The organism is Micromonospora foliorum (genome assembly GCF_022229015.1).
Classification (GTDB): domain Bacteria; phylum Actinomycetota; class Actinomycetes; order Mycobacteriales; family Micromonosporaceae; genus Micromonospora; species Micromonospora foliorum.
The window spans coordinates 1-26,555 of the sequence record NZ_JAKKFF010000104.1 but is presented as its reverse complement, the minus strand read 5'-3'; the positions used below and the strand labels follow the sequence as shown (position 1 = coordinate 26,555).

21 protein-coding genes, 1 tRNA gene and 3 pseudogenes are annotated in these 26,555 nt (G+C 69.3%); 9 read left to right on the top strand and 16 right to left on the bottom strand.

Translation table 11 applies throughout. The features are described from left to right. The 6 genes and pseudogenes from PSH25_RS09740 to PSH25_RS09715 all read right to left on the bottom strand — a co-directional run. Positions 1-1,556, bottom strand: a pseudogene (locus PSH25_RS09740) (hypothetical protein); the annotation flags it as partial. 75 nt (positions 1,557-1,631) lie between these two features. Continuing rightward, a pseudogene (locus PSH25_RS09735) lies at positions 1,632-1,721 on the bottom strand (cupin); the annotation flags it as partial. A 141-nt stretch (positions 1,722-1,862) separates the two neighbouring features. Next, positions 1,863-2,813, bottom strand: a complete 951-nt coding sequence (locus tag PSH25_RS09730) for an SDR family NAD(P)-dependent oxidoreductase (RefSeq protein WP_238658707.1) — start codon at positions 2,811-2,813, stop codon at positions 1,863-1,865. Positions 2,814-3,495: 682 nt separating this feature from the next. Further along, entirely contained in the window at positions 3,496-4,917 is a 1,422-nt protein-coding gene (gene chrA, locus PSH25_RS09725; protein ID WP_238658706.1) for a chromate efflux transporter, read from the bottom strand. 35 nt (positions 4,918-4,952) lie between these two features. Continuing rightward, positions 4,953-5,387, bottom strand: a complete 435-nt coding sequence (locus tag PSH25_RS09720; protein ID WP_274527237.1) for a chromate resistance protein ChrB domain-containing protein — start codon at positions 5,385-5,387, stop codon at positions 4,953-4,955. Then, a complete protein-coding gene (locus tag PSH25_RS09715; protein ID WP_238658704.1) occupies positions 5,384-5,914 on the bottom strand; it encodes a Chromate resistance protein ChrB in 531 nt (176 codons plus the stop codon). The genes PSH25_RS09720 and PSH25_RS09715 overlap by 4 nt, the downstream gene beginning before the upstream one ends. Positions 5,915-6,233: 319 nt before the next feature. Here PSH25_RS09715 and PSH25_RS09710 point away from each other — a divergent pair, with 319 nt between their 5' ends. Further along, a complete protein-coding gene (locus tag PSH25_RS09710; RefSeq protein ID WP_238658703.1) occupies positions 6,234-7,295 on the top strand; it encodes a HupE/UreJ family protein in 1,062 nt (353 codons plus the stop codon). A gap of 16 nt (positions 7,296-7,311) precedes the next feature. Here PSH25_RS09710 and PSH25_RS09705 read toward each other — a convergent pair whose 3' ends face one another. Next, on the bottom strand, positions 7,312-7,671 hold the full coding sequence (locus tag PSH25_RS09705) for an ArsR/SmtB family transcription factor (RefSeq protein ID WP_238658702.1): 360 nt from the start codon (positions 7,669-7,671) through the stop codon (positions 7,312-7,314). A gap of 61 nt (positions 7,672-7,732) precedes the next feature. On the opposite strand from PSH25_RS09705, the gene PSH25_RS09700 reads away from it, so the two are divergent. The 6 genes from PSH25_RS09700 (at position 7,733) to PSH25_RS09675 (ending at position 14,103) form a co-directional block, all read left to right on the top strand. Continuing rightward, positions 7,733-8,923 (top strand): cation diffusion facilitator family transporter, encoded by a 1,191-nt coding sequence (locus tag PSH25_RS09700; RefSeq protein WP_238658701.1) that lies wholly within the window; start codon positions 7,733-7,735, stop codon positions 8,921-8,923. 41 nt (positions 8,924-8,964) lie between these two features. Continuing rightward, positions 8,965-10,284 carry a YibE/F family protein gene (locus tag PSH25_RS09695; RefSeq protein ID WP_372492754.1) on the top strand — a complete coding sequence of 440 codons (1,320 nt, stop codon included), beginning with the start codon at positions 8,965-8,967 and terminating at the stop codon, positions 10,282-10,284. A gap of 189 nt (positions 10,285-10,473) precedes the next feature. Next, a complete protein-coding gene (locus PSH25_RS09690) occupies positions 10,474-11,316 on the top strand; it encodes a polysaccharide deacetylase family protein (protein ID WP_238658700.1) in 843 nt (280 codons plus the stop codon). Positions 11,317-11,885: 569 nt separating this feature from the next. Next, a complete protein-coding gene (locus PSH25_RS09685) occupies positions 11,886-12,545 on the top strand; it encodes a hypothetical protein (protein ID WP_238658699.1) in 660 nt (219 codons plus the stop codon). Between the two features lie 104 nt (positions 12,546-12,649). Next, on the top strand, positions 12,650-13,015 hold the full coding sequence (locus PSH25_RS09680; RefSeq protein ID WP_238658698.1) for a hypothetical protein: 366 nt from the start codon (positions 12,650-12,652) through the stop codon (positions 13,013-13,015). Positions 13,016-13,074: 59 nt separating this feature from the next. Then, positions 13,075-14,103 carry a HupE/UreJ family protein gene (locus PSH25_RS09675; RefSeq protein ID WP_238658697.1) on the top strand — a complete coding sequence of 343 codons (1,029 nt, stop codon included), beginning with the start codon at positions 13,075-13,077 and terminating at the stop codon, positions 14,101-14,103. Between the two features lie 554 nt (positions 14,104-14,657). Here PSH25_RS09675 and PSH25_RS09670 read toward each other — a convergent pair. The 6 genes and pseudogenes from PSH25_RS09670 to PSH25_RS09645 form a co-directional block, all read right to left on the bottom strand. After that, positions 14,658-15,893 (bottom strand): low temperature requirement protein A, encoded by a 1,236-nt coding sequence (locus PSH25_RS09670; RefSeq protein WP_238658696.1) that lies wholly within the window; start codon positions 15,891-15,893, stop codon positions 14,658-14,660. A gap of 412 nt (positions 15,894-16,305) precedes the next feature. Beyond that, positions 16,306-17,019 (bottom strand): alpha/beta fold hydrolase, encoded by a 714-nt coding sequence (locus PSH25_RS09665; protein WP_274527236.1) that lies wholly within the window; start codon positions 17,017-17,019, stop codon positions 16,306-16,308. 613 nt (positions 17,020-17,632) lie between these two features. Then, positions 17,633-18,154, bottom strand: coding sequence for a GNAT family N-acetyltransferase (locus tag PSH25_RS09660; protein ID WP_238658694.1), 522 nt, complete (start codon positions 18,152-18,154; stop codon positions 17,633-17,635). A 55-nt stretch (positions 18,155-18,209) separates the two neighbouring features. Next, positions 18,210-18,616, bottom strand: a pseudogene (locus PSH25_RS09655) (DUF1877 family protein). A gap of 136 nt (positions 18,617-18,752) precedes the next feature. Next, complete coding sequence (locus tag PSH25_RS09650; protein ID WP_238658692.1) at positions 18,753-20,912, bottom strand: TerD family protein; 2,160 nt, start codon at positions 20,910-20,912, stop codon at positions 18,753-18,755. Positions 20,913-20,967: 55 nt separating this feature from the next. Then, positions 20,968-21,096, bottom strand: a tRNA-OTHER gene (locus PSH25_RS09645). A gap of 127 nt (positions 21,097-21,223) precedes the next feature. On the opposite strand from PSH25_RS09645, the gene PSH25_RS09640 reads away from it, so the two are divergent. Continuing rightward, complete coding sequence (locus tag PSH25_RS09640) at positions 21,224-21,925, top strand: leucine-rich repeat domain-containing protein (RefSeq protein ID WP_238658691.1); 702 nt, start codon at positions 21,224-21,226, stop codon at positions 21,923-21,925. A 45-nt stretch (positions 21,926-21,970) separates the two neighbouring features. Here PSH25_RS09640 and PSH25_RS09635 read toward each other — a convergent pair whose 3' ends face one another. Continuing rightward, positions 21,971-22,954 carry a hypothetical protein gene (locus PSH25_RS09635; RefSeq protein ID WP_238658690.1) on the bottom strand — a complete coding sequence of 328 codons (984 nt, stop codon included), beginning with the start codon at positions 22,952-22,954 and terminating at the stop codon, positions 21,971-21,973. Between the two features lie 447 nt (positions 22,955-23,401). Next, a complete protein-coding gene (locus tag PSH25_RS09630; RefSeq protein ID WP_238658689.1) occupies positions 23,402-23,878 on the bottom strand; it encodes a hypothetical protein in 477 nt (158 codons plus the stop codon). Between the two features lie 653 nt (positions 23,879-24,531). On the opposite strand from PSH25_RS09630, the gene PSH25_RS09625 reads away from it, so the two are divergent. Next, a complete protein-coding gene (locus tag PSH25_RS09625) occupies positions 24,532-25,848 on the top strand; it encodes an FAD-dependent oxidoreductase (protein ID WP_238658688.1) in 1,317 nt (438 codons plus the stop codon). Positions 25,849-25,884: 36 nt separating this feature from the next. Here the strand turns inward: PSH25_RS09625 and PSH25_RS09620 are convergent, their stop codons facing one another. Further along, positions 25,885-26,133 (bottom strand): hypothetical protein, encoded by a 249-nt coding sequence (locus PSH25_RS09620; protein WP_238658687.1) that lies wholly within the window; start codon positions 26,131-26,133, stop codon positions 25,885-25,887. Positions 26,134-26,555 lie beyond the last annotated feature (422 nt).

Below are 26,555 nucleotides of genomic sequence, written 5' to 3'. Positions count from 1 at the left end.
GCATCGGTCGTTGGCGGAGGCCCGGCGCGCTGGGCGGTCGCGAGGGCGTCCCAGTTCGCGGCCCGGTCCAGGTTGGGCAGGGGCGGCCGGTGCCGAGGTGGGAGCGCCGGTTCGGGCCTCTCTTGCATGCCGGCTGACTGGGTCGCCTCGGCGCCCGGAGCGGGCTCGGCCGAGGGCGGCACCCGCCGCGCCGGAACGACCGGCCAGGTCGCCTGAACCCGCGTCCGGTCGGTCTTCGGCGGCTGGTACATCCGGAGGGTCCCCGGGGCGGCGAGGGCCCCGTCGGGCGGCATCTCTTCGGGTTCGGTGTTGTCGGCCTCCGCCTCCGCGGTCCCGGAGCCGTCCCCGCCAGGTCCCGCGGGAAGGTGGGCCGCCTTTGCCGGGGCCGGTTCCGATGTCTCCGGGGTGTCGTCGAGGTCGGCCGGTGTGGCGAGGTCGGCGGGTGCGGCCGATGCGGCGGTGACAGCCGGTGCGGCGCTGGCGTCCCGGTCCCCAGCCGGTGCACCGAAGCCCAGCGGTTCGGCTGCGGTCGGGGGCTTCGCTGCGGTCGCGCCGGCGGCCGGCCCCGTGCCGGCCAGGTCGACGGGCTCCGGCTCGTCGGTCGTACCACCGACGGCCGGCCTCATGGCCTGCCGCAGGGTGGGGCCGGCGGACAGCGGACGGAGGATGTCGGTTGACTCGGCGATCCGCGCTTCGGCGGTGCGCGGCAGGAGCGGCCAGCGGAACAACGCGGCGGCGGACGAACCGAGCACACCGGCGGCGACGGCGAGCAGCGCCCCGTAGTACGGCGTGATCTGGTACCGGTCGACGGCGTCGCCGGGACCGGCGGTCAGATAGGTGAACGCGACCAGCACCGTGCCGGCCGTGCCGGTCACGCCGTTGACCAGCGGCGGGTGCCCGCGCCAGCGGGCCAGCCCGCCGGTCGCCGCGCCGATGAGCAGGGCCACCGCCGGCAGAATCAGGATCGCCAGCCGGTGTGCCGCGTCGGCGTCGAGCCCGGCCGGCTCCAGCACACCGAGCCGTACGGCGGGCACCGGCCCGGCGGTTGCGAGCGACGGGACGACCGAGACGAGCGCCAGCAGCCAAACCACGCCGCCCACTGCCGCCAAGTTCCAACCCAGCGGCGGCTTCACCAGTACGGCAATAGCGGCACCCGCGCCAACCAGCGCGCCGAGGGTCGCGCAGATGCCGACGGCCAAGATTGGGTCCACAGAGAAGCGCTCGGCGGCCTGGGCCGGCCGGATGCAGAGCGGGGCCACGACGGTGGCGCCCAGCGCGGCGGCGGCGGCGATGGAGACCAATCTGCCCGTGCTCGCCAGCGCCTCGTACGGGCGGGCCAGGCGGGCGGCGACGACGGTGCCGGCTACGGCGGCGTGTGCCGCGAACCAGCCCACCCAGACGAGCTGGGCAGGCCACTGGTTGACGGCGGCGCCGGTGGAGGCGCCGACGAGCTGGACGATGCCGAAGCTGAACGCGATGCCGAGTTGACCGGCACCGGCGAGCACGCCCATCCCGAGCGCTGTGAGCAACAGGTTACGCCATGTGCGAGAGACCATGTCCGGGAGGTTACGCACCTAGTGCAATGGTTTTTCCGGAATGCCGGTTTCCGTGTCCGACCGCCGTGCCAGCGGTTACTTCAGTTCGACCACGCGCGCGATGTACCTGGTGCCGCCCACGTTGCTGAGCATGTGGACGGTGTCCGGGTCGCGGTAGATGACGCCGGCGATCCAACCTTTCCGGGCGCTGTTCGTGCTGGCGGTCCTGGAACTGCTTACCTACCAACCGGTATCGGTGGAAGGATCTGCTGGCCTCGGATCAGGACGTCGGCGGTTTTCCGGTGGCCTGATCGACGTCAGATCCTCCTACGCAGAGGGGTCTTTACCAGCACCGGCGCGGTTCACCCTAATTCCGGTCCGCACGGCACCGAGCCACTCGCCGAGCCGACGACGGACCCGGATGCGGCGATATCCGCCGTGCACCGCTCCGGTCGGAGGTGGATGGAACAGCGACCCCGGTCCCGGCGCGGCTGTGGTCGGTCTGGTCAAGAACGTCGCGCTCCACCGGGCGACCATCGACTCGGCGACCCGCGGTGCCATCCGGTGGGCGGCCAGCGCCAGGTGCGAGACCACCCCGGTGGTCACCTGTCGGCGCGGGCGGCGGGCGCAGGCGAGGACGGTGGCGGCGAGACGCTCAGGTGCATATGCGGGCGGGATCGCTCGTAGTTCACGGCCCGAGTGGTTGGCGGCCCGCTCGAAGAACGGCGTGTCGACCGGTCCGGGCATCACGAGACAGACCTCTATCCCAGGGTGACGGGCGACCTCCTGCTGAAGGTTCAGGGCCAGCCCTCGGATGGCGAACTTGGTCATGGAGTACAGCGGCACCAGAGGATTCGGGAACACTGACAGCAGTGACCCGACGAGCACGAGGATCCCGGCGCCCTGCGCGCGGAAGGTAGTCACGGCGGCGCGGGCGCACAGCACGGTGCCGAACACGTTGGTGTCCACCAGCCGACGAACCTCGTCCACCGATTCAGAGCCCAGTGGTCCGGCGATGCCGACAGCGGCCGCTTCGACCCACACGTCTATTCGTCCGAACCGCTGCACCGCGAGCCGGGTCAACCGCTCCACGGCGGCGGGATCTGCGATGTCGGTCGGCACGACCAACACCTGCCCGCCTCGTGCCCGGCAGTCCTGTTCCACCTCCGCAAGCGCTTCCTGGCCGCGCGAGGCAAGCACCAACCTGGCCCCTTCCGCCGCGAACGCCAAGGCAGTCGCGCGGCCGATTCCACTCGACGCCCCGGTGATCAGCACCACCGCCCCACGGAACGCTTCACGCCTGACCATTACACCTCCCGCAGCGCGCTTAGCCGAATCAGCTATCTACCCGTCCACGTGACAATCACTCCCTACGCTCCACCTGGCGGTGTACCCCGGCCATGCCGTGGTGACGGGGACCGGGCGGGACGGCAAGGCGAAGCGTCCGGTCCTCACCGGAGGGCGGCCCCGGGGGCCCGTCCGTATCTTCCAGCGAAAAACCAACTCCAGGCATCATGGTCGCCGACGTCCTCCCGGCGGTCTGACCCGGAAACAACGGGCTACGGTGCCTTGTTAGCGATACGTCGACCGGCGGGAGGACATCGCGTGCCGCCGCCGGCCGGTTCGACGTGGCCTAATAGGAGCCCGGCACATCCCCTCTGGAGTTCTGCCCGCGTTCCCGCTGGCGGCGGTGTCGGCCTACTGCTTGAAGTGCAGAGCCGCGTACGCAACCAGTACGCAGCAACCATCGACGTCGGTCCGCCTGCGGGAGTGGTTGCGGACGTCCGTCGACTACGCCAAGTCGCCGCGCGCGCACTCGCGAGGAGCTGCCCCTGCCGGCCGCAGGCGGCCACCTCAGCGGCACCACCTCAGCGAACCGGTGCTCCTCGCCGACCTGCACACGCCAGTCGCCGGTCGTCGGCTTCGGTCGAGCTGACTTAGCCATGGTCAGTGGTCGTGGTCAGAGGTTGAGCAGGCCGGCCGTCAGCCCGAGGGCCGCGGCGACGCCGAGGACGCGCGGCACGGACCAGGTGAACCGGAAGATCAACACTGCGGCGACGGCGGCGATCGCGATGGGTATCGGCTGTGCCGTCGTCAGGTCGGGCAGCTGCAGTCGTAGCGGTCCGTCGGCGACGGTGTGTGTGGTGCGGAACAGGGTGTGCACGGCGAAGTAGAGGCCGAGATTGGCGATGACCCCGACGACGGCGGCGGTGATGCCGGTCAGCGCGGCGGACAGGGCGTGGTTTCCCCGGAGGCGCTCGACGTAGGGGGCGCCGAGGAGGATGAACAGGAAGCACGGCACGAAGGTGACCCAGGTGGTCAGCAGCGAGGCGATGATCCCGGCGGCCCAGGGGTTGAGGTCGCCGGGGTGGTGGTACGCGCCGAGGAACGCGACGAACTGCACGACCATGATCAGGGGGCCGGGGGTGCTTTCGGCCAGGGCCAGGCCGCGGAGCATGTCGCCGGCGGACAACCAGGCGTAGTGCTCGACGGCGCGTTGGGCGACGAAGGCGAGTACGGCGTAGGCGCCGCCGAAGGTGACGACGGCGGTACCGGAGAAGAACAGGCTCTGCTGGGTGTAGACGCTGGCGGTGCCGGTGGTGGCCACGACCACGGCGATGGGCGCGAACCAGGCGGTCAGGCCGACGGTCAGGATGAGTGCCAGTCGGCGCGTCGAGGGCCGGTCGTGGTGCAGAGCGTCGTCTGGGATCAGGGGTGCAGGGCCGTCGGTGTCGCCGTGTCCGGTGCCGGTGGCGACCAGGGCTGGTCGCCACCGGTGCAGGGCCCAACCGGCGGCTGCGGCGGCGGCGATGACGAGTGGGAACGGCACCCCGAACATGGTCAGTGCGACGAACGCGGCGACGGCGACGGCGACCAGTACCGGGTTGGTCAGGGCGCGGGTGCCGACCCGCCACACCGCTTGGGCGACGATCGCGACCACCGCCGGTGCCAGGCCGGAGAAGATCGCGGCGACGACGGTGGCGTCGCCGAAGCCGACGTAGACCGCGGACAGGGCCAGCAGGGCCAGCAGTCCGGGCAGCACGAACAGGGTGCCGGCGATGAGCCCTCCGCGTAGGCCGTTGAGTAACCAGCCGATGTAGATGGCCAGCTGCTGAGCCTCCGGGCCGGGCAACAGCATGCAGTAGTTCAGGGCATGCAGGAACCGACGCTGGCCGATCCACCGTCGCTCGTCGACGAGGTGGCGTTGCATCACCGCGATCTGCCCGGCCGGGCCGCCGAAGGTCTGCAAGGAGATGGCGAACCACACCTTCGTCGCCTGCGCGAGCGACACCACGTCCCCGGGCGGCGTGGTCGGGCTCGCGGGGCGGGGGAGACCGGCCGGAGCGTTGGTGGCGCCCGTGGCGGGTTCGGTCCTTGTCATCGGTCGCTCCGGTCAGGCTCGCGCGTGCGGTGGGGTCAGGCGGGTGGGCGGTCGAGCAGCAGGCCGCGACGGTGGTACTCGTAAAGACCGTCGAACATTGGCGCGGTCAGCTCCAGCATCTGATGGTCGTCGGCGAGCACCATCGACAGGCCACGCAGCATCACGTCCAGGCCGGGCGCTTCCGGCGCGTCGTAGCGTTCGTCATCGAGGTCCGCCTCGTGCACGATCTCGGCGATCTTCCACAACACCGGATCGGCCATCTCGTAGCGGCGCAAGATCGTCTCGAAGGTGCAGTCGCCGCCGTGATGGCCCAGGTCGACGCCACGCATGTCGAACGGGATCGCATCCGCCGGCACCGTCGCCGGATCGTCGACGAACACGAATTCGGCCTCAGGGTCGAGGTGCCGGCGGATCAGCCAGGCGCAGGCGACCCGGTCGATGTGCACACTGGCGCGCGTAGCCCACCTCATGCCCGCTCCTGCTCGGGTTCCCTGTCGACTGGGGCGACGGTGTCGGCCAGGGCCTGCACGGCCGTGCGGGCTCGGTCCCGCTCGGGCGGGGGAAAGAAATCCCGCCGGGCGATGCGGCGAAGCTCCCCACGTAGCCGTCGTACCACCCGTGCCCGCTCCACCTCACCGGCGCTCGCCGCCACGCCCGCCTCGGTGATCACTGTCTGGTACTCCGCAGCGCGGGCAGCGCGCATCGTCGCCGCGATGTGGCGTTCCTGGCCGGCGGTGCTGGGCGACGCCAGCCACACGGTAGCGGTGCCGCCGTACTCGCTGATCTCGTCGGCGAGCCAGTCGAGGTGCTCGCGCGTGCGCGCGTCGGTGGGCAGCGCGACGAGGCCGTCGCCGAGCCTGGCCACTCCGAGACGTTCGAGTTTGCGCCACACCGCGATCCGCGGACGCGACGGCTCTCGCGGCAACCGGTAGGCCAACAACACCCACCGTCCGGAAAGTCCGGCGTCGCCGACATCAGGCGGCCCGGTGGACGTCATGACCCACCTCCTGTGGCAACGACGACCGGCTCGGATGGAACCGCGGGCCGGTGTTCGCCATGGCCCAAGGTCTCACCACGCGTCTATGTAACCACGGTTACACTGCCGGCGCGAGAGTGAAGTGGATCGACGATCGACGGAGCAAGAGACACCCGAACCCGGCCCGGCCTCCGGCTGACCTGCATGCTGCGTGATCAAACCGTGGTGGTTCGTCGGTCGGGAACTTTTTCGGCGCTGGCGCCGACTACCGTGTGCGACCCGGAGTTGCCGGGCGGCGTTGCGTTGCCCATCGGGTGGGCGCTGGAGAAGAGGAGTGGCGATGTCAGCGGCAGGCAGGCGGACGGCGGCGGTCAGCGCCATGGTGGTCATGACATTGCTCGCAGCACCCGGCATCGCCTGGGCCCACGGGGTCGGCGGATCGAGCGAGACCGTCGGCGGGTTCGTGTGGCTGGGCACCAAGCACATGCTGGCCGGCTGGGACCATCTGCTGTTCGTCGGGGGAATCCTGCTCCTGGCCGGTGAGATGCGGCGCGCCGCGAAGCTGATCTCCCTGTTCGCCCTCGGGCACAGCATCACCCTGTTCACCGCCACGGTCGCCGACTGGCACATCAACCCGGTCCCGGTGGACATCGTGGTGGCACTGAGCCTGGTGTTCGTCGGCGTCGTCGGACTGCGCGGCCGGCCGAAGAACTGGTCCTGGTTCGCCGTCGCCGTCCTCAGTTTCGGTCTCGTCCACGGCCTGGGCCTGTCGACCCGGCTGCAGGACCTCGGCCTGCCCTCGGACGGGCTGATCCCGCGGGTGCTGGCGTTCAACGTCGGCGTGGAGATCGGCCAGCTCATCGCAGTGGTCGCGATGTTCATGCTCGGCGACGTGCTGCGCCACTACCTGCCCCGGCTGCGCGACACGCGGTTGTCGCACGGTGTGCTCGTCGCCGCCGGCGTCATCGCCGCGGCGGTGCTGGCGATCACCTCCGGCGGCGACGCGCTGCGACCCGTGCAGCCCACGTCCGAGGCGCTCGGCGACTGCGAGGTCACCGACCGGGACCTGAGCTTCCCCGCCGGTGGCGGCCACCCGACGAAGGACTTCTTCGAGCCGACAGAAACGGTGCCGGCGACCTCGTTCGGGCACGTGATCGGCGACGGGTACGTCATCGTCACCTACCGACCGGACCTGCCCGCCGAGCAGGTGTCGCAGCTACGGGGCTTCGTCACCGACCCCAGCGGCGGGAAGGTCGTCGGCGGGTCCGCGCCCGAGCAGAAGGCAGCCGTGAAGGCGACCCACGTGTACCGCACCCTCACCTGCACCACCGTCGACCCCGACGCCCTCGCCGAATTCACCCGCGACTGGTTCGACGACCCCCGCTCCACGCCCCCCGAATAGGCACCGACCCCGCTGGTCAGTCGTGCTCGGGCGTGCCGGTGACCCGGTGCGCGGCGGCGTTCAGCACCTCGGTCACCAGCCGGCGGACATGCCCGCCGGAGGTCGTGTAGAGAGCGCGGCGGCCTTCTCGGCGCACCCTGACCAGCCCGGCCAGCCGCAGCTTGGCCAGGTGCTGTGACACCGCCGGCCGTGCCACACCCACGGCCGCCACCAGCGCGCTCACGTCGTGCTCGCCATCGCGCAGGAGCCACATCAGTTGCAGGCGGGTGCCGTCGGCCAGCAGGCGCAGCATGTCCGTTGCCGCCGTCACCTGCTCGCCCGGTGGGAGGCGTTGTTGCAGGTCATTGGCACCTGCAACGTTGTCGCGTGCGTACATGAGCACATATTATTCACCTCAGTTCCGGCGGGGAAGTTCCGCGCCGCGCCTGAGGGAGCCTGTGCAGGACCATCAGCACCACCGCCACGACGGCGACGCCGAACCTCATCGTGATCACGCGGCCGACCAGGCCCACCGGCAGGACGGTCCGCGCGGCCACGGGCCCGACGGGTCACCCGCGCACGGACCCGGCGAGGCGCACCACCACAGCCACGACGGACCGCACGACCATGATCACGATGGGCCGGGTTCGTGGTGGCAGCGCCTGCGTCACCTGCTCGTCCCGCACTCGCACGACTCCCAGGCGAAGATCGACCCCGCGTTGGAATCGTCACACGAAGGGCTGCGGGCGTTGGGGATTTCCCTCGTCGGCCTCGGGATCACCGCCGCCGCGCAGGCGGTCATCGTGGTCGTGTCAGGGTCGGTGGCTCTGCTCGGGGACACCCTGCACAACGTCGCCGACGCGTTGACCGCGGTGCCGTTGGGGATCGCGTTCCTACTCGGGCGTCGGGCGGCGACCCGCGCCTACACCTACGGATTCGGTCGGGCCGAAGACCTCGCCGGCATCGTCATCGTGGTGGTGATCGCCGCGTCGGCAGTCGCCGCCGGCTGGACCGCGCTCAGCCGCCTGCTGAACCCGGCCGAGGTCACTCACCTGCCGTGGGTGCTCGCCGCCGGCATCGTCGGGTTCGCCGGCAACGAACTCGTCGCCCAGTACCGCATCCGGGTGGGTCGACGCATCGGCTCGGCCGCGCTGGTCGCTGATGGGCTGCACGCGCGTACCGACGGCTACACCTCCCTCGCGGTCGTCGCCGCAGCCGCGGGCGCCTGGATCGGATGGGGCTGGGCCGATCCGGTCGTCGGTCTGGCCATTGCGGTCGCGATCTGCTTCGTGTTGAAGGACGCGGCCCGGGAGGTGTACCGGCGGCTGATGGACGCGGTCGACCCGGGTGTCGTCGACCAGGCGGAGACGACCTTGCGGGCAGTGCACGGCGTCCGCGACGTCACCGCCGTACGGATGCGGTGGATCGGCCACCACCTGCACGCCGAAGCCGACCTCGTGGTCGACGCCACGCTGAGCCTTGTCGCGGCCCACGAGATCGCCGCCGACGCCGAACACCAGCTAACTCACGCCGTACCCCGGTTGACCAGCGCCACCGTTCACACCGACCCGGACAGCCACCCCGGCGCCCACCACCACACCGACCTGTCACACCGGCGCCGCAACCGGCAGGGAATGCCTAACAGTTAACCTGCGGTGACAGGGACGTCCGGACGGAGAGTGGAGACGGCGTGGGTGCGCAGCACATCGATGGGCACGTGCTGCCGCGAGCGCCCCGGCGGGTACGCCGCATTATGACCGCGGTGATCGTCCCGATGATGGCGGCTACCGTGGTCGCGCTGGTGGTCCTGTGGCCGACTGACGCCATCCCCACCGACCGCTCCGGCGCCGAAGAGCGCCGGCTGGGCACCGTCACGGCGGTGCAGCTGCGGGAGTGCGCGCCCGAGGAGGTTGTGCAAACCCCGTCCGGGATGACGGTGAGCCGATGTGGCACCGTCGAGGTCCGCGTCACCGAGGGGGCCGAGGCCGGCCGGTCCGTGCAGACCTCCGTGCCTGACGGGCCGGGAGCCCCCCGCGTCGATGTGGGCGACGACGTGGTCGTGCTGGTCCTCACCGATCCGGCCGATCCGACAAGCAGCCAGTACACGATCAGCGATCACCAACGTGGGGTCCCGCTGATCTGGCTGGCGGTCCTGGTCGCGCTCGCCGTGATCGGATTCGGGCGCCTGCGCGGCGCCGCTGCGCTGGCCGGGTTGGCGGTGACCTTCGCGGTGGTGCTGCTGTTCATCCTGCCGGCGATCGTCGCCGGCCAACCACCGCTGCTGGTGGCGGTGGTCGGGTCTGCCACGATCATGTTCGTGGTGCTGTACCTGACCCACGGCGTTTCGGTGCGGACCTCCGTCGCCCTGCTGGGCACCCTGGTCAGCCTCATCCTTACCGGCGTGCTGGCGGCGCTGGCGATGAGCGTCACGCACCTGACCGGATTCGGCACCGAAGAGGCCAGCTCGCTGGGAATCTTCTACCAGAACGTCGACCTGCACGGGTTGCTGCTCGCCGGGATCATCATCGGCTCCCTCGGCGTCCTCGACGACATCACCGTCACCCAGGCGGCGACCGTGGCCGAGTTGGCGGCGGCGAACCCCGCCCTGTCCCGGCGGCAGCTGTACCTGGCGGCGACCCGGGTGGGTCGCGCGCACATCGCGTCGGTCGTCAACACGATCATCCTGGCCTACGCGGGTGCCTCCCTGCCCGTCCTGGTCCTGATCCTGGGCAGCGGCCGAGGAGTCGCGCAGACGCTGAACAGCGAGTTCATCGCGCAGGAGATCGTCCGGAGCCTCGTCGGGACGCTCGGCCTCGTGGCTGCGGTGCCGCTGACCACCGGGCTGGCCGCCCTCGTCAGCGCTCACCCCGCCGCCGTAACCACCGTGACGGCGCCCCCGCGACCGCGCCCGGCCGATTCGCCACCGCCCGCCACCACCGTCGGAGTCGATCGCGCCCGGATGGCCGACCCGTGGAGTTCCGCCGAGGCACGCGATGCCGACTGGCCCTGACGCCGGGCGGGCCAGCTGGCGTGCGCTGTTGGGCCCGGGTCAGCCGATGAGGTGAACCCTCCTCCGATTGGTCCCCTCAGAGGTCGCCACCTACCTAGCCTGGCCGCTGTCGGGTGTGGGAGAAGGGGCGACAGTGGGCATGTGTGGCACAGCAGGTTCCGTCGCGATCTGCGCCAGTGAGGTCGACTGATGCGGTCGGTTACGACCGCCCGCGCGACGAGCATCGTGCTCCTGGTGGTGGCGGCGCTGCTCGGCGGCGCCTACCTGATCGGACGGGAGTTGTTCACCGATCGGCACCTCAGCCCGGCGCCCCATCACCTGACCGTGGCCGGCGCACACGATCCCGACGTTCGGCCAAAGCCAAGCGCTGAGCCCTCGCGAGCACCCGAGCGGGCGCACGGCCAGGTCCGGCTCTCCTCTGAAGAAGGCGGCCCGTCCGGCGCGCGAATGACCACCGGCTCGGCGCAGGTGGCGCTGACCTTCGACGACGGCCCAGACCCGACGTGGACCCCACTCATTCTCGACGTGCTGCGTCGCGCTCAGGTCAAGGCGACGTTCTGCCTGGTCGGGGAGAACGCCGAGGCATACCCCGACCTGGTGCGCGCGATCGTCGCCGAGGGACACACGGTGTGCAACCACACGTGGAACCATGACCTCGATCTCGGCACCCGACCTCGACAGGACATCGAGGCTGACCTGCAGCGCACCAGTAACGCGATCCACGCTGCCGCTGCGCAGACCTCGATCCAGTACTTCCGGCAGCCCGGCGGTGCCTGGACCGACCAGGTCGTCGCGGTGGCAGATGAACTGGGCATGACCAGCCTGCACTGGGCAGTAGATCCACGGGACTGGGAAGTGCCAGGAGCGGCCAGCATCGCCGCCACCGTCATACAGGGTGTCGAGGCCGGATCGATCGTGCTGATGCACGACGGAGGCGGCGACCGGCAGGGCAGCGTCACCGCGCTTGACGCCATCCTGCCCGACCTCATGCGCCGCTTCGCCTTCGAGGCGCTACCTGTGGGTCGGACGTGAGCGCGATTGGCGAGACGAGGCAGGAGGCCGGACATTCCGATGACGTCGTGCTCCATCGGCAGTCAGTGGCCGGGTGCCCGGCCGTCGGGAAGGTCGACCGCCTACGGACGGCTCCAGACGTATCCAGGGCGACGTCGCGCTCCGCGCGGCCTCCACGCGATTGAAAGCGATCATGGTTCGAGGGTGGGCGAGGACGGGCGTACTGGCCGGTGCAGTGTTGGCGGGGCTGCTGTTCGCGGCGGGCCCGGTGTCCGCGCACGTGGAGGTATCGACGAACAAGCCACTGCTCGTGCCACCGATGCCGTGCTGACGTTCCTGGCGTCGCGCTTGCGACGACCGGTGAGCCGCCGACCCGGCGAGGCCGGCGGGCATGTCGTGAGCGAGTTGTAGCGCACTGGCGGGCCGCGTCTGACAGGGCGATCTGTGCTCGGTCGGCTCAGCGCAGCCGCTCGACGGCGATGTCCGCGATGGCTCCGTCAATGTCCTCAAGGGAACAACAAGCCAGGAGTCGGCCAAATTCGCACCTCCCCTTGGTGCTGGCTCACGACGTATCCTGACCGGAACCATTCATGATCGCGGCGGGACCGGAGGGGCAGACGGACGCGGTGCGAGGACGTGCCCAGCGCGGCGGCCGGCTGTTGTTCGCCGCCTCGGCGCTGCTGTTCGGCGTCTTCGGGTGGCTGACGGCGCACGCCGCGACGATATGGCTGCTCGGCCACACCGGCCCTGGTAGCGGGGAAACCCACCACCATCCGCACCTGTCAGGTGCCGTCCTGCTGACGGGCTGCCTGGCCGGCGGATCGCTGCTCGCTGTGCTCGCGGTCGCGGTGCGGGGCGGACCACAGTTGGACGCGCACCTACAACGCTCCCGGCGGGCCGCCGCACACCGCTCCAGCCTGCTCAGCACCGCAGCCTTCGTCGCCGCCGAGTTCGTTGAGCACGCCCTCACCGGACAGCACGACATGCCGCCGCTGGGTGTGCTGCTGCTGGGGTGCGTCGTCCATGCGGCGATGGGCGCCGGCACCTCGCTTCTGTGGCGCTGCTGGGTCGACGACCTGCTCCAGTTGGCCGCCCTGCTGCGCGGCCACGCCCCCACATACGCCACCCGCCGCGCCCGGTGGCACGCCCGGCGTCAGATCGCCGCCCGGCGGACCTGGCAGGCACTGGCATCGGCCGGACGGGCACCGCCGCAGCGGCCCATCCACGCCCTCGGTAACGCTCACATCTGAGCCGCCAGGCATGTCGCCGCGCGGGCACGTAGCTCGCGAACCCACCGCCACCCGACGCGAAAGCCGTCGGGTCGGCTCCCTCCGCTTCAGAACAAGGACCCACCATGTCCACTGTCTTCACCCGCGGCGTGCCAGCCGCGTTGCTCACCGTCGCACTGCTCTCCGGATGTGGCGGTGACGCCAACACCGGTACCGCGGGATCGCCCGCTCCCGCCGCTTCCGCCAGCCAGCAGCCCACCGCATCGATAGTCGGCCTGTTGCTGTTGGCCACCAACGACGCGGTCGTCATCAAGCTGCCAGACGGCAACACCCGCACGTTCGGCGTCCGAGCCGAGGACGCACCCCGGCTGGGCATCCGGCACCTCGCCTCGCACGCCGGACTCACCGACATCGGCTTCCGGATCACGTACGTCACCGTCGACGGCAAGGACCACGTTGTCGCGGCCGAGGAAACGGCGCCGCCGCAGTGAGCCCGGACAACCGGTCGCCGCACCGACCAACCTCACGACTGACAGCCCCGGGTGCCCGGGTGCTCGTCGCCGGGGCGCTCGGCGTTGCTGCCGCCGCCAGCACGCCGGGGGCCGCATGGGCGCACGGAATCAGCGGTGCGGCCGCCGACATGAGCGTGTGGGAGTTCGTTCCGCTCGGCATCGAACACATGCTGCTCGGCTGGGATCACCTGTTGTTCATTGCCGGGATCGTCCTGCTCGCCGCGAACCTGCGGCGTGCCGCCAAGCTGATCTCGGTGTTCGTTCTCGGTCACAGCACCACGTTGATCATCGCCACGCTCGCCGGCTGGCAGGTCAACGCGACGGCCGTCGACGTCGTCATCGCGATGAGCCTGGTCTTCGTCGGGTTGGTGGGCTGGTTCGGTCACCGCGACAAGTGGCGGTTGTTCGGGCTCGGCGTCCTGGCGTTCGGTCTGATCCACGGCGTCGGCCTGTCCACCCGCCTGCAGGACCTCGGTCTGCCCGAAGACGGCCTGCTCGTCCGGGTCATCGCCTTCAACGTCGGCATCGAGATCGGACAGCTACTCGGCATCGTCGCCATGGTGCTCGTCGGCAAGGCGTTCGCGCGGCTGACATGGCCCGCCGCGCGAAGGTACGCCTTCGCCACGCTGGCGGTCGTTGGTGTGCTCGCGGCAGGGGTCCTGGCGGTGCTGGAGATGACCGGCGCGAACGCCCCCGCCACCACGGCGGTCGGCACGTGCACTGTCGGGCCGCGTACCGAGCGGTTCAGCGGTACCGGGGGAGGCCATCCAGACAAGGACTTCTTCGAGCCCGGCGAGGCCACCCCGGACAACGACTTCGGGCACGTCGTCGGCGACGGCTACGTGATCGTGCAGTACTCGCCGTCGCTGCCGGCCGCGCAGCTCGACCAGCTGCGCACCTACGTCACCAGCCCGGAAGGCACCCGCATCGTCGGCGGACCGGCACCGTCAGACGACCAGGAGCTCAAAGCGATACACGCCTTCCAGACACTGACGTGCACGACGTTCGATCTGGCCGCCTTACAGCGGTTCTCCACCGGCTGGTTCAACGACCCACGGTCCCAGTGACAGAACAGTCGTAACCTACCAACGAGCGAGCCGATCGTGGCCGGGCGCAAGCCCGGTCACGATCGGCCGCGGAGATCCAGGCCCGCACGGGCCGGGCTAATCCGCCGGGCTGTTGTCCTCCCGTAGGCGAGAGAAGAACGCCGAGAGCGAGACACCGATCTCACCGGAAAGGCCCTGACCAGTCACTAAAGGCTGGGGACCTCTTCGGCGGATCCGAAGAGGTCAGCATCGCAGCTAGACTTGCGCGAGCTTCAGAGTCGGTCATCAGCGGTGACGTCGCAGGCCCCGCGAGCAGTTTCCCCGAACCATTCCGGGAACCGTTCACGGTCGCCGCACAGGCTGCCTTCTACACACGGCTGCACCGCATCACCCTGGTAGCCGCCGCCGTCGGGGCCGTTCGCCCGGATTATCGGGACCCGGGGCAACGGACGGAGCATTTCTACGACTACGTCGAGGCGGTCAGATCGGTGGGCACCACTTCTCACCCGGCGTGAAGTCCTGAATCCTGCACTGGCCGGATTCGGGGCTGGTCGCGGTGTGCGGCCTGCGTGCGGTCACGCCTCGGAGTCGCGATCGCCGGATGTCTCCCGCCCGATTGGCGACGCGGGAACCTCCAGCGGCCGTCCCCGGCTCCGCAGCGCGTCGAGGAGCGCCACCAGTGACAGCACTGCGGCGACCACGCTCAGCCCGACCATCGGCGCCCGGTGGGCCAACGCCGGCGTGATCAGCAGCAGGGCCACCACGCCGATCATCCGGGATCGGGAAACCCGGCCGAAGATCTCGTACTCCAGCCGCATGCGGCCGACGAGGAAGAGCACCGGACCGCCTACCACGAACAGAAGCCAACTGGGCCGCGGCGGCCCGAACGGGTGGTCGATCACCAGCTCGTAGCCGACCGAGGTGACGAGCACGCTGAACACGAGCAGCAAATGCGTCCGTCCCGACGCCGTCCCCAGTCGGCCGGGCATGCCCGCTCGACCCAACGCCTCGGGCAGCAGCAGACCCGCGCGGTGGAAGTAGATCCGCCACAGCAGCGCGCTGGTGGCGAACGCGACTCCGAAGGCGGCTGCCCGCTCCGCGGAGTAGTTCGTCCCGCTGAAAACCGTGCCGATGACCAAGATTGACTCGCCGAGTGCGATGAGAAACATCTGCTGATGACGGTCGGCAAGATGCACCCCAGCGATCCGCCAGCGACTCACCTTCGAGGCCCCGAGCCACGGCAGCGGCCAGCCCAGGCCCCAGACGAGGTAGTCGACAGCAAGGGCGGCAGCCCACAGCGGCAGGCGAAGTCGGTCGGGGCCCAACGCGCCGCCCAGCCAGAGCGGTGCGGTCGTCGCAGCCCAGACGGCAAACCGGAACGGCACCAGCCGTCGCGGATGGCCACGCAGCGCGGCGGCGAGCACCAACGGCCGCACCACCATCACCAGCACGTACGTCGCCGCGAACGGCAGCGCTCGTTCCTCCATAGCGCGCGGCAGCGTCACCGCCATCACCAGACCGGCGAACATGGTGCCGACCACGACGGCCTGGATGACCGGCTGCTCCGGTTCGTAGCGACTGGTGATCCAGGTGGTGTGCGACCAGATCAGCCAGAGGGCCAAGAAGAGCAGCAGGGTACGACCGAACCCTTCGACGAGTGCCCAGCCAGTGTCATCGTTCAGGTCGGCGAATCGTTGCGAGACCCGGGTGAGGGCCACCACGAAGGCCAGATCGAAGAAGAGCTCCAGGAACGTGGCGCGTCCCGAACTCGTCGGAGGGCGCAGCAGTGCGGCACCGCGCTCCGACGCCATCGTCCGCCTCCATCCGCCCCTTGTCGCACCACGAGCCGGCCACCAGGGGATTGAGTCAGTCCAGGACGGCGTTTCCTTCACCCTGGGCGGCTGCCACCTGCAGCAAGGCCAGCGGGACGTGGTGTTGGCCGGCGTGGATGTGCGGTCGGCCAAACGTCAGCAGCATTGCAGCCTTTCACTTCTGTCAGAATTGAGGCCCGCCCGAATGGACGTTTGACCGACTAGAGCACCAGGCGTCGGCACCCGGCCGTAACGTAGTCGGTGGTCGCGGCGTTTCAGAAAATGGCGCGCAAGGTCATCGTCTATGCGGGCGCGCCATCGGCCGGATGCGGCCTTCATTCACCGACGCACGAAGCGCTGCCGAGGGTGGCTTCCCTGGTGCTGATACCCGTAGTGGTAGCGGCCCCTCGGCTTACTGCAATGAAGCGGTACTGACAGCGGCACGTTCAATCAGCGCGGCAACGGGTTCTGGCTTCGCTACGTAGGCCGCGTGACTGCCGTCGAGCTCGATGACCGTCGACCCCGCACGTTCAGACATCATGCGTTGGGCTGGAGGTGGAATCATCGAGTCCTCTGTGGTGACCATGTACCAGCTAGGCTTGTTCTTCCACGCCGGCGCAGTTACCACCCCGGCGAGGGCGTCAACACCCCACCCAACCTGGCTATCGGCCATGAAGGCGGCGACATCGGCATCGACGTCCGCCGCGAATGCCGCCGGGAACTTCGCCTTGTCCAGGAAGAGGAATCCATCCTGGGGCGGCAGGAGCGGCGGTGGTGACACTCCGGGAGGGGGGTCCTTCATCAATGCCGAGAGGGATTCACCCTCATCGGGAACGAACGCGCTGATGTAAACGAGCCCGGACACTTTCGGGTCGTTTCCTGCCACGGTTATTACAGCCCCGCCATATGAGTGGCCCACGAGTGTCACCGGGCCATCCTGATTGGCGATCACACTCTTGGTTACGGCGACATCGCCGTCGAGGGAGGTCGTGGGGTTCTGTACAACGGTGACCTTGTAACCGTCCCGCCGGAGAATCTGATATACGCCCTGCCAACCCGATCCGTCCACGAATCCTCCATGGACCAGCACAATATTTTTCCCGCCGCCACCAGATGCTCCAGCCATCAGGAACAGCCCCTCTGAGAGATGTGTGGACCGTGTTGTCCAAGCTGGCTAATGTCACGGAGGTCTTGCTGCCAACGTCTTATAGCTTGAGGACAGCCTACCGTCGGGCGCGGGGCTCGACGGTCGGTTCCGGGTGAATCCGGTTTGCATAGTGAATCGCGTGTCGACGCCCCGCCGGCTGCTTGCTGGCCTCGGCGTCCCGGTGGGCGGCCCGGCGCCGACCACACGACTGGGAGAGCTAACACGCCCGATCTGCTGCGTCAAGGTGAACATGTCGCAATCACCGCCCGCCATCCGCTCGGCGAAATGTCGGCGGCACCGGTGTTCGAGGCCCGCGGTCGGCCGGACACGGTGGTGCTGGAGCCTGACCGTCGACTACGCGGAGGACGCTGCTGGTTCGGGCAAATTCCGGTGGGCCCGGATCAGAATTCCCTGCGGGAGCGACGGGTGGTTGGACCTTGGCCTTGGCGTCGATCCCAGCGTTTGAGCTGCTCGAGGACCTCGCCGACGCCGTAGGCCGCGTCGCTATAGACGGCGGCGCTGTCGCCGGCTGGGTTGATGGTGGCGCTCGGGTCGGTGAGGTCGGTGGCAGCCCTGCGCATCGCGTGACCCATCACCGCTCTAAAGCGATCCAGTAGCGCCTCACTGGACCATGCTCGGTGTCGCGCATGCCCTCGAGGACGCCACCGTTGCGTTCGATCGTCCGGGCCGACGCGATGTTATCGGCCACACAAGAGATGAGGACGCGATCTAGGCCCAGGACGACGCGAGCCTCCGTGAGCATCTCGCCGAGTGCCCAACTCGCCAGTCCTCGGCGGCGCGCGGACGGTCGGACGCCGTAGCCGATCTGGCCGATCCCGGTGTCGAGCTTGTGCCGGAGGGCGATTCCCCCGAGTACCTGGCCGTTATCGACGATCCACCGGGATGAGCCGTGCTGTTCGTCCGGGCACGGGTCGCCGGCTGGATGGGTCAGTCGGGCCCGCTCGTGCACCCAAGCGGCGAAGCCTTCGGGCGAGTCCACGTCGTCGTTGGCCCTCAGGCCGAAGCCGTCCTCGTGGAGGCCAGGGCCCCAGTCGTCGCGGCACTCCAAGAACGCGGCGTGCAGGCGGACGGTCGGCAGAATCAACTCGGGCATGCGGTCACGGTATTGAAAGTCGGACCGCTGAACGAGCCGTACCTGCCAGCATTAATCAACCCCCGGAAGGCCGCGAACCCACCCACCCGGATATATGTCCGCGAGCTTCCAGGGCGTCTGGGTCGAAGCGGGCGCGCAACGTATCAACGCCCAGCATGTCGAGCGCGGCAACGACGACGCGGACCGTTGCTACATGGAGGAGGCGTGGCGGCCCGTAACCGCCCTCCTCGCCGATGTCGTCGCGCCGAGGACGGCCGCAGCGGCTGGGTCGTTCACCGCCCTGGCGGTGCCGGCCAGCAGGTCGTGCAGGGCGTGCCAGGACTTGTGCAGATCCAGTTCGGGATCGGGCATCTCTGCGTCGTCATCGTCGAGGTCGCCGAAGAGCCGCAAACTTACGGTCGCCGGATCATCCAACACGGCCCGCAGTTCCTCGCCCGATAGCCGACGCCCGGTCAGCTCCATGCCCACGAAGATGTGGCCTCGCCGCGAGAGCCGAGGAAAGCGCAGGCGCTGGAATAACCACATCCTCCGCTTGCGCGGAGGTTCCCGAGTTGAACGGAATAGAAGGAAGCGCCTGCATGGCCTCGGCTGTCGCTGCTTACTCAGGGATCAGCTCACTGAGCCGATCGAGTGTATATGCCTCAGACCCGTCTGGCAGGTCCTCGGGCGCCTGAATGCCGATGAACGTGACCGGCTCGTCCGGCAGCCGACCGTCCCACGTCATCACCTCGGCCCTTGCGCGCCAACGGTCGACAAGGTAGGCGACGGTGAGGTAGCGCCGCTCCATCAGTGCTCGTACTCGGTCGGCCGTGGTGAACGTGTTGTCCTCCACCCGGTTGAATGACGGCGTACCCCGCAGGTACAGGTGAAGCCAGACGGCCTGCCAGCCGTCCTCGCTCCTGGCGAACACCATCGGCAGCGCGACCCGGCCCTGGCCACGCAGGTGCGAACGCGCCCGGACCGTCCGTGCGTCAAATGGGGCACCGAGCTGGCCCTGCGTGCGGGTCTGGTAGCCGAACATCGACTCGGCGACCTCGTCGAACGACTCACCCGTATAGATGTAGACCTGCGGAACAACATAGTGCCCACCGGTCGTCATGGGCATGTCGATGAACTCGGTTGCACCATTCGTCGCGTCGGTGATGTCGCCGGAATGAACCACACCGTTGTGGCGGTAGTTCGTCCACGACACCTGGCCTGCACCATGGAACTCGTCATCGAGCAGCAGCACCGACAGGTCGTAGTCGGTACGACGACTTGCCTGGCGCCAGTACATGAAGAAGCGCAGCAGCTCACCAGACACCGATGCCCGCGAGCCCCTTGGCAGGACCGCGAAGCCGCCCTCTGCTGCCTTGCCGGACAGCGGCAGTGCGATGTCGAGCACCTCCGGGTCCACTAGCAGCGGTCGATCCTGCTGCGGTAGTCGGGCGCTGATCTCGGTGTCGAGCAGCGACGACAGCTCGGCCACCAGCTCGGCGGGCAGCGGTGGCCGCTCGTCGGGACCTACCCACGCGCTGCGCGAGCGGCTCGCGTACATGCGGGCCGACGCTGGCGTCAGCCGGTTGTCGACATGCTCCCGCAGCGAGAGCAGCACTCGGCCCGACGCCGAGCCGAGCGCGTCGGCGACTGCGTCGACGACAGCGGTTCGCTCCGGCTCCGACGCCAGCCGCAGCAGCCGGTCCGCAGATCGCAGGAGCAGGCCCGGCGCCGCAGATAGCACCGAGGTGGCCGAACTGATGGCTCCGGCGCGGATCGCCGCCTCCGCGCGACCGGCGAGGTTGCTTATTCGCCGCTCGCCACGCGCGACCTCGAACACCGCCTGTGCGTGCGGCCACTGGTCGTACTCGTGCGGGTGCAGCCGTTCCCCGAGCCGCTTCCACCGCTCCGCGTAGCGGACGACATCGCCGAGCTTGCCTGGACTCGCGCCGACGACATCGTTCAGCGCGGCGAGAAGCACGCGTCGCTCCGGGCGTCGGAAGGCGCGGAATCGCGTGGGTGTCACGAGCGATGCGTCCCCGCCCGAGACCTGGCAGGCGAGGCGCAGCACGTCGGTCGTCGTGTCCACGCCGACCAGCGGCCGGCCGAGGACGAGCCGGATCCCGTTGAGCACGGCGCGGTTCTCCCGTACCGGGATCTCGGCCGGCTGCGCGCCGTCCACGCAGGCGACCGCGAGCTCGCTGAGGATCGCGAGGTCCGCTTCGCCAAGCGGCGTTGAGCTACTGGCCAGGGCCAGATAGAGCCGCGTTGCCTCTACGTCGACGGCGTCGCCGAGGCGTAGCAAGGTCACCCGATCACCGGCTGCGGTGATCAGCTCGTCGTGCGCGGCCAACAGCTCGGCATAGGTGTGCTGGTAGGTCCCATAAGCCGGCAGGTCCAGCAGGTTCACCGCACCCGAGGCGGCGGCGTCCCGCAGCTGCTCGTCGGTTGCCGTGCCTCCGCCGGTGAAAACGGCCGCCCGCAGCCGATCCGTCCAGAACTCGGCGGTGTCCGGCACGTCATCAGGGAAGCCGATGAAATAGGCGTTGTGCTGGACATGGTCGCCCACCAGTTCGCGCACCGCCGAGACGACCATGGCTGCCAGGTCCATTGCCGGCGCGGGGGCCAGGGCGCCGATGTGCTCCAGCAGAGCGCGCGACGCCGAAAACCCGACATCGAGTAGCGCCACGTCCAATTGCCGGGCCACCGCCGTGCTATCGCCGGCCGCGCCAGTGTTGACCGGCACGCGCAGGGTCTTCTGGATGATCAGCTTCTCGAGCACGTGGTTCCCCGTTCCGGTCAACTCCGGCAGATGCCGCTCCGCAGCCGCGGCACAGTGGGTCGCCGGGGACTCGAACCCCGAACCCTTCGATCCAACTAGGAGAAGGAAGCGCACCCATCACCGCGCAAGCGGGGAGCGGACACGCTACTCAGTCGAATGCTCTATCCAGTTGAGCTAGCGACCCAGATGTCGATCATCGCACCGGCCGGTCCGACATGGCTATCCCGTTTCGAGGGGGCTGTCGGACGCGGCGGACATGGGAGTGCCGCTCCCCGGCGGTGACGGCAAGCCCCGAAAAGTTGAGCGCTGAGGTGGAGTTCCTTGACATCGGCGAGACTCGGAAGCCCTTCGACCTGGCTCCGGTTGCCCGGTTTCGTCGGCTTCGCCGGCTGAGGATCGTTGAGCACCGGCGTGGTCTCCCCAAGCTGCTGCACGCCAACCCGGGCTTGCGGGACCTGTCGCTGTGGCGGCTCCCCGTCGACCACGTCCTGCCCATCATTGCCCTGCCGCACCTGCAGGCCTTGGCGCTGACCCTTGGGTCGTTGACGAACAGCGATTGGCTCACCGAGATCCCCACGCTTCGCTACCTGGCGCTGCGCCGGGTTCGAAAGCTCAGCGACCTCACCCCGGTGACACGATTGCCTGTACTGCAGTGGCTGTGGCTGGAAACGCTCACCGTCGAACGGCTTCCGGACTTCGGCTCCAGCACCATGCTGACGCGGACCGAGTGCCTCGGGATGCGTCACCTCCGCCACCCGGCAGCCCTGCATGGCCTCGCCGCGGCACCGCAGTTGCGGGAGCTTCTGGTCGCAGCACCGCATCTGCCCGTCGACGCGGTCGTCCCCTTCGTTGATCACCCGACACTCGAACGCGCCGGGATCGTGCTGGGCAGCAATTTCACCCGGTGGCGCCCTAATCAGCGCATCCGCTGTGACGACCACTCCGACGGACCCGGAGATGTCAGCCATGGTGCTCCCGGACGTCAGCCGGCGGCGTCCGCCCATGTCGAGTGAGTTGGGTGCGTCTCGAAGGCCGGCAAGCCATGGAGGGAGGCCGCGTCACTGCACAGCGGTGGCCGGGGGATGATCGATTGATTCGGGGCAGCAGAAGGTGTACAGCGAGTAGCCGCGCCCGATCTGCACGCCAACGATGTCTGGGGAAGCAGTCGGGTTTTCCTCGGACGGGCGCCAGCTGCAATGCATGCCGTTCCAGTCGCCTGAGTCGACGGTGAAAATCAAGGTCATCGTGGTGCCGCAGGCAGCACAATCCATCGGGTACGGATCGGTCAGTGACCAGTTGGCGTATCCGCCGACCTTCCATCCCGGCGCGAGCGACAAGTCGTTCTGATAGTGGGGACGGCTCTCGTCCTCGTCCCACTCGTCGAGCCGTTCGCGTAGGTCAACGGGGAGCAGATCGGCGTATTGGTACTCGCGGACCTGCTCGGGGTGCACCACGCACGAAAGCGGCAGGTACATGTCGCTGATCACCGGCGGCTCGGGAGGCGCTTCGAGCAGCGGGCCGACGGCGGAACTGTCGCGCCAGTAGAGGAAGACGCGAGGGCTGTAGTGCCGGTCCGAGTGGTCCACCGGGCACCACAGCACCTGGAGCAGGTCGGTGCCGTCCGGACCGGCGTAGTCCGGGATATCTCGTCGGTACAGCTGCGCGACCGGGACCAACGCAATGGGATCCTCGATCAGGTCGTCCAGGTCCAGAGCATCGGCCGCGTCGAGCTCGGCCCGCTCCTCCACAGTCAAGAAGTCCCCGCCCGGCAGCGGCTCCCGGGCTTCCGCGGTCGCGAGGATCTCCCGCCTGCGGTGCAGGGCGGTCGGGGTGGTCAGGTTCCATGGCTCGTGCGCCCCGGCGTCGTCGCAGACCGGCCATACCTCGTCGGCCGGCCACAACAGCGGTCCGCCGACCGAGCTGTCCGTAACGGCCGGGGCGCCGGGTCGGGGATGCAGGCGGGTAGCGGTGATGGAATGTTCCCGCAGTTCAGGGAAGAGCGCGGTGATGTCTAGGGGACGCGGAGGTGTGGTGCGGACCATAGACGTGGATCTTATGGCCCACGTACAGGTCCTGGGTTCCGGGATGGCTGGCCCCGGCCGGTGTCTCGGGTCGCCTAACGCCACGCCTGCAGGTGAGCCGTAGATCGACGTAGAACGTTGCAGGTGAGCGGGCGGAAGTGTGCTGCGGGTCCGCCCTTGACGACTGGGGTCGCCACCTCTCGGACACCCGTCGACGACGACGGATCGTTTCCGGAAGAGGTCACCGCCGTACGGAATCGGTTCCGTCAGCAGTAGCCACATATCTGGAGGGATGTGCGGCTCGCCGGGAACAGCGCGCCGCTCTTCGCGGAAGCTCCGCTGGGCGTCGCGCAGGCTGACCGTGCGTTACTCAGAGGCCGCTGACCCAGATCCCGCAGGCCGCACGGACATGCGAATCGGCGGTGACCGTCCGGGTGACGGTCACCGCCGATTGCGTGGTCGAACCGGTCAGGCGGCCGAGCAGGCGGTGTCCAGCTCCTTGATGGCGGCTTCCAGGGCCTTCATGCTGGGCTTGGCGTCGGCGGACTTGTTGTACGCGTCGCTCAGGCTCATCATCTCGTTCTGGATTTTTTCGGAGGCGGCGGTGACTGCCTCGTTGGCGCCCATCGAGTGCGCCAGGATCGCGACCGAGCCGGCGGCCCACTGGGCACTGACCGCGAAGTGCCCGGCTGGCGGGCCGATCTTCTCGGCCTTGCTGATCTTGGCCGCGTTGTCCTTGATGTCCTTCGTGATGTCGGCGCAGGCCTTCACTGTGGCCGCGTCGTTGGCCGCGGTGCTGGCCGCGGTGGTGGCCGGGGTGGCGCTGGAGGCCGCCGGGGACGGCGTGGTTGCGGTGCCCTCAGATTTGGGCTGCGGATCGCAGCCGGACATCGCGATCGCCGCCGCAACGGCCACGCCAGTCAGGACGAGTCGAGTTCGGTTCATCGATGTTTCCCCCATGATCTTCATGTTCGGCGCACGCTATCAGCCGCGGTCGAACGGGTGGGATCAGTTAGTGGGCCGACGATCGTCCGTTCCTGCTCTGAGGTGTGGTTGAAGGCTGAGATCCGCGCGGCCGCCGAGTGCTGGCCGGTCCTGCTGTCACCGGAGCAGGTGCCGTGTTCAGCCCCGTGGGTCAGCCGGGTGGTGCGGCCGGTCCGTCGGCAAATGACGCAGTCCAGGCTGAATCGATGTCGCCCTTCCAGTGCACGTTGTGGAAGGGGGGCGTCGCCGAGTGTCGGATGGTGCCGACGTCCTGCTACTCGAGGATCGAGGGCTTCGCTACGGGTGACCATCGCGGCTCGGCTGGCCGGTGCGAGTTGCGGATCGGGGGAGCAGCTTTGGGAGCAGCGCGGCGCCCTGAACGGCCTTGAACGGTGCCCAACGGGTCGTCGGTCGTCACCGGGCCAGGTCTGCTCTATGTCGATGCCCCAGGATTGTCGGTCGAGCTCGGTAGTCCATCCGTGCTGATTGAGTCGTCGCAGGGAACGCTGAGGCACGGCCGAACGTGTCGACTATGGAGCAGACCGACTCCGCGTCCTGTCGGGTGCGCACGTCGGGAGACGACCGGTCGGGCCGGCCAACCTAGCATCACAGCCATGGTCCCCGCAGGTAACGCGGTCGTGCTCGGCGCCAGCATGGCCGGCCTGATAACCGCCCGGGTGCTGAGCGACGCGTACGACACCGTCACGATCGTCGACCGCGACACGCTGCCCGAGGTGGCGACGGCACGGCGTGGAGTTCCGCAGTCCCGCCAACTACACGTGCTGCTGGCCCAGGGCCGGCGAGCGCTCGACGAACTCTTCGAGGGCCTCAGCGACGAGCTGAGCGCCGCCGGCGCGCCGCTGGTCGACCTGCACGATCAGGTGCACTGGTGCAACGACGGCTACCCGATGCGTCGAACCGCGTCGGACCTGGTCGGTGTGGGGGTCAGCCGCCCGCTGCTGGAGGGCACGGTGCGCGCGCGGGTACGGAAACTGGCCAACGTCCGGTTCTGCCCGCCCGCCGAGGCGACCGCGCTGCTGAGCACCGAGGACCGCAGCCGGATCACCGGTGTGCTCGTGACGCCGCGCACGGGCACCGAGTACCGGATTCACGCGGACCTGGTGGTCGACGCCTGCGGCCGGGCGTCCCGCAGCCCGGCCTGGCTGGCCGAGCTCGGCTACCCGACGCCGTCGGAGCAGCGGGTTCCGGTTGACGTCACCTACGTCACCCGCATCTACGAGCGCGAGTCCCATCATCTCGACGGTCTGCTCGGAGCGCTGACCAACGCCGTGCCGGGTCGCCCCCGCACCGGCATCGTCGCCGCCCAGGAGGAGAGCCGCTTCGCGGTGGCGCTCAGTGGCATGCTCGGCGAGCAGCCGCCGGCGGACCACGAGGGCTTCACCCTGTACGCCGAGTCGCTGGGCATGCCGGTGATCAGCCGGCTCGTGCGCGACGCCGTCCCGGTGGGCGGTCCAGCCCAGATGCGCTATCCGGCGAGCGTGCGCCGACGCTACGAGCGGTTGCGCCGCTTCCCGCTCGGCTACCTGGTGGTCGGCGACGCCGTGTGCAGCTTCAATCCCGTGTACGGCCAGGGCATGACGGTCGCCGCCAGCGAGGGCCTGCTGCTCCGCTCGGTCCTGCCCGGCGGCCCGGACCGGCTGGCCCGACGCTTCTTCCGCGGCGCGGGCAGGCTGATCGACGGCCCGTGGTCCATCGCGGTCGGCACCGACCTGCGCTTTCCGCAGGTGCCCGGGCCGCGCTCGGCGCGGGTGCGGCTGGTCAACTGGTACGTGCACCGCCTCCATGCGGCCGCCCGCAACGACGCCGTGCTGGGCGCCGCCTTCCTGCGCGTGCTCAACCTTGTGGACCCGCCGACCCGGCTGCTCCGCCCCGCGATCGTGCGCCGGGTGCTGCGCGGATTCTGGCACTGACCCGCCGCCGGGGACCGGTCCACGTCGCGTGCCCCGTCATTTCGGGCAGCGCACCTTGCGCATGAAGGTGGGCAGCAGCCACGGCCGGGGGCCGCCGACACGGATGCCGCCGGTGAGCGCCGCCCGCACCGGGGAAACCCGGCCGAACAGCATGAGGTTGAACACGACCGGGTCGTCGGTGACCCGGGCGGCCGGACGTGTCCCCGGATCGGCGACGCGGACGACGTTGTCGGCGAGCAGCAGGGCCACCGGCCGCGTGTACCGCGACTCGAAGGCGACCGTCACCCGCACTGCAGCGCATCGCCCGTGGCCGGGTATTGGGATGAGTCGCCGTCCAGTGGTGTGGGTAGTGTGTCCGCTGTTTGCCGCACTCATGATCTTGCGATGGTCGCGAGGCGAGGCGACCGACGCAGGGACGGAGCCGACATGGGCAATAGGCCGGACGAACACCCGCGGTCGCGCCGCAGGCAGAACACTGCCCGCGGCGCTGCTACCGACCGAGGCGCCGATTCGCGTCCAAGGGGCCAGGCGGCGATGCCCGCTCGCGTGGAGGTGCCCAGCTCGCTGCGCCCACCGTCGAGGACGGTGACGCGGTGGCTGCTCCAGCACCGGGTGCAGCCGGCGGGCCCGGAGAGCGGAGGGTCGCACGCCACGCCCCACGCCTGGTGGAAGGTGATGTGCCTGACCGGGGTGGACTACTTCTCCAC

Excerpts from the sequence above, each read along its gene's own strand:
- PSH25_RS09670 (WP_238658696.1), bottom strand. The coding sequence starts at position 15,893 with ATGGCGTCGGAGCGCGGTGCCGCACTGCTGCGCCCTCCGACGAGTTCG.
- PSH25_RS09705 (WP_238658702.1), bottom strand. The coding sequence starts at position 7,671 with ATGTACGCACGCGACAACGTTGCAGGTGCCAATGACCTGCAACAACGC.
- PSH25_RS09715 (WP_238658704.1), bottom strand. The coding sequence starts at position 5,914 with ATGACGTCCACCGGGCCGCCTGATGTCGGCGACGCCGGACTTTCCGGA.
- chrA (WP_238658706.1), bottom strand. The coding sequence starts at position 4,917 with ATGACAAGGACCGAACCCGCCACGGGCGCCACCAACGCTCCGGCCGGT.
- PSH25_RS09665 (WP_274527236.1), bottom strand. The coding sequence starts at position 17,019 with ATGGCTGGAGCATCTGGTGGCGGCGGGAAAAATATTGTGCTGGTCCAT.
- PSH25_RS09630 (WP_238658689.1), bottom strand. The coding sequence starts at position 23,878 with ATGAACCGAACTCGACTCGTCCTGACTGGCGTGGCCGTTGCGGCGGCG.
- PSH25_RS09680 (WP_238658698.1), top strand. The coding sequence starts at position 12,650 with ATGTCCACTGTCTTCACCCGCGGCGTGCCAGCCGCGTTGCTCACCGTC.
- PSH25_RS09720 (WP_274527237.1), bottom strand. The coding sequence starts at position 5,387 with ATGAGGTGGGCTACGCGCGCCAGTGTGCACATCGACCGGGTCGCCTGC.
- PSH25_RS09660 (WP_238658694.1), bottom strand. The coding sequence starts at position 18,154 with ATGCCCGAGTTGATTCTGCCGACCGTCCGCCTGCACGCCGCGTTCTTG.
- PSH25_RS09685 (WP_238658699.1), top strand. The coding sequence starts at position 11,886 with ATGATCGCGGCGGGACCGGAGGGGCAGACGGACGCGGTGCGAGGACGT.
- PSH25_RS09625 (WP_238658688.1), top strand. The coding sequence starts at position 24,532 with ATGGTCCCCGCAGGTAACGCGGTCGTGCTCGGCGCCAGCATGGCCGGC.
- PSH25_RS09690 (WP_238658700.1), top strand. The coding sequence starts at position 10,474 with ATGCGGTCGGTTACGACCGCCCGCGCGACGAGCATCGTGCTCCTGGTG.
- PSH25_RS09710 (WP_238658703.1), top strand. The coding sequence starts at position 6,234 with ATGTCAGCGGCAGGCAGGCGGACGGCGGCGGTCAGCGCCATGGTGGTC.
- PSH25_RS09635 (WP_238658690.1), bottom strand. The coding sequence starts at position 22,954 with ATGGTCCGCACCACACCTCCGCGTCCCCTAGACATCACCGCGCTCTTC.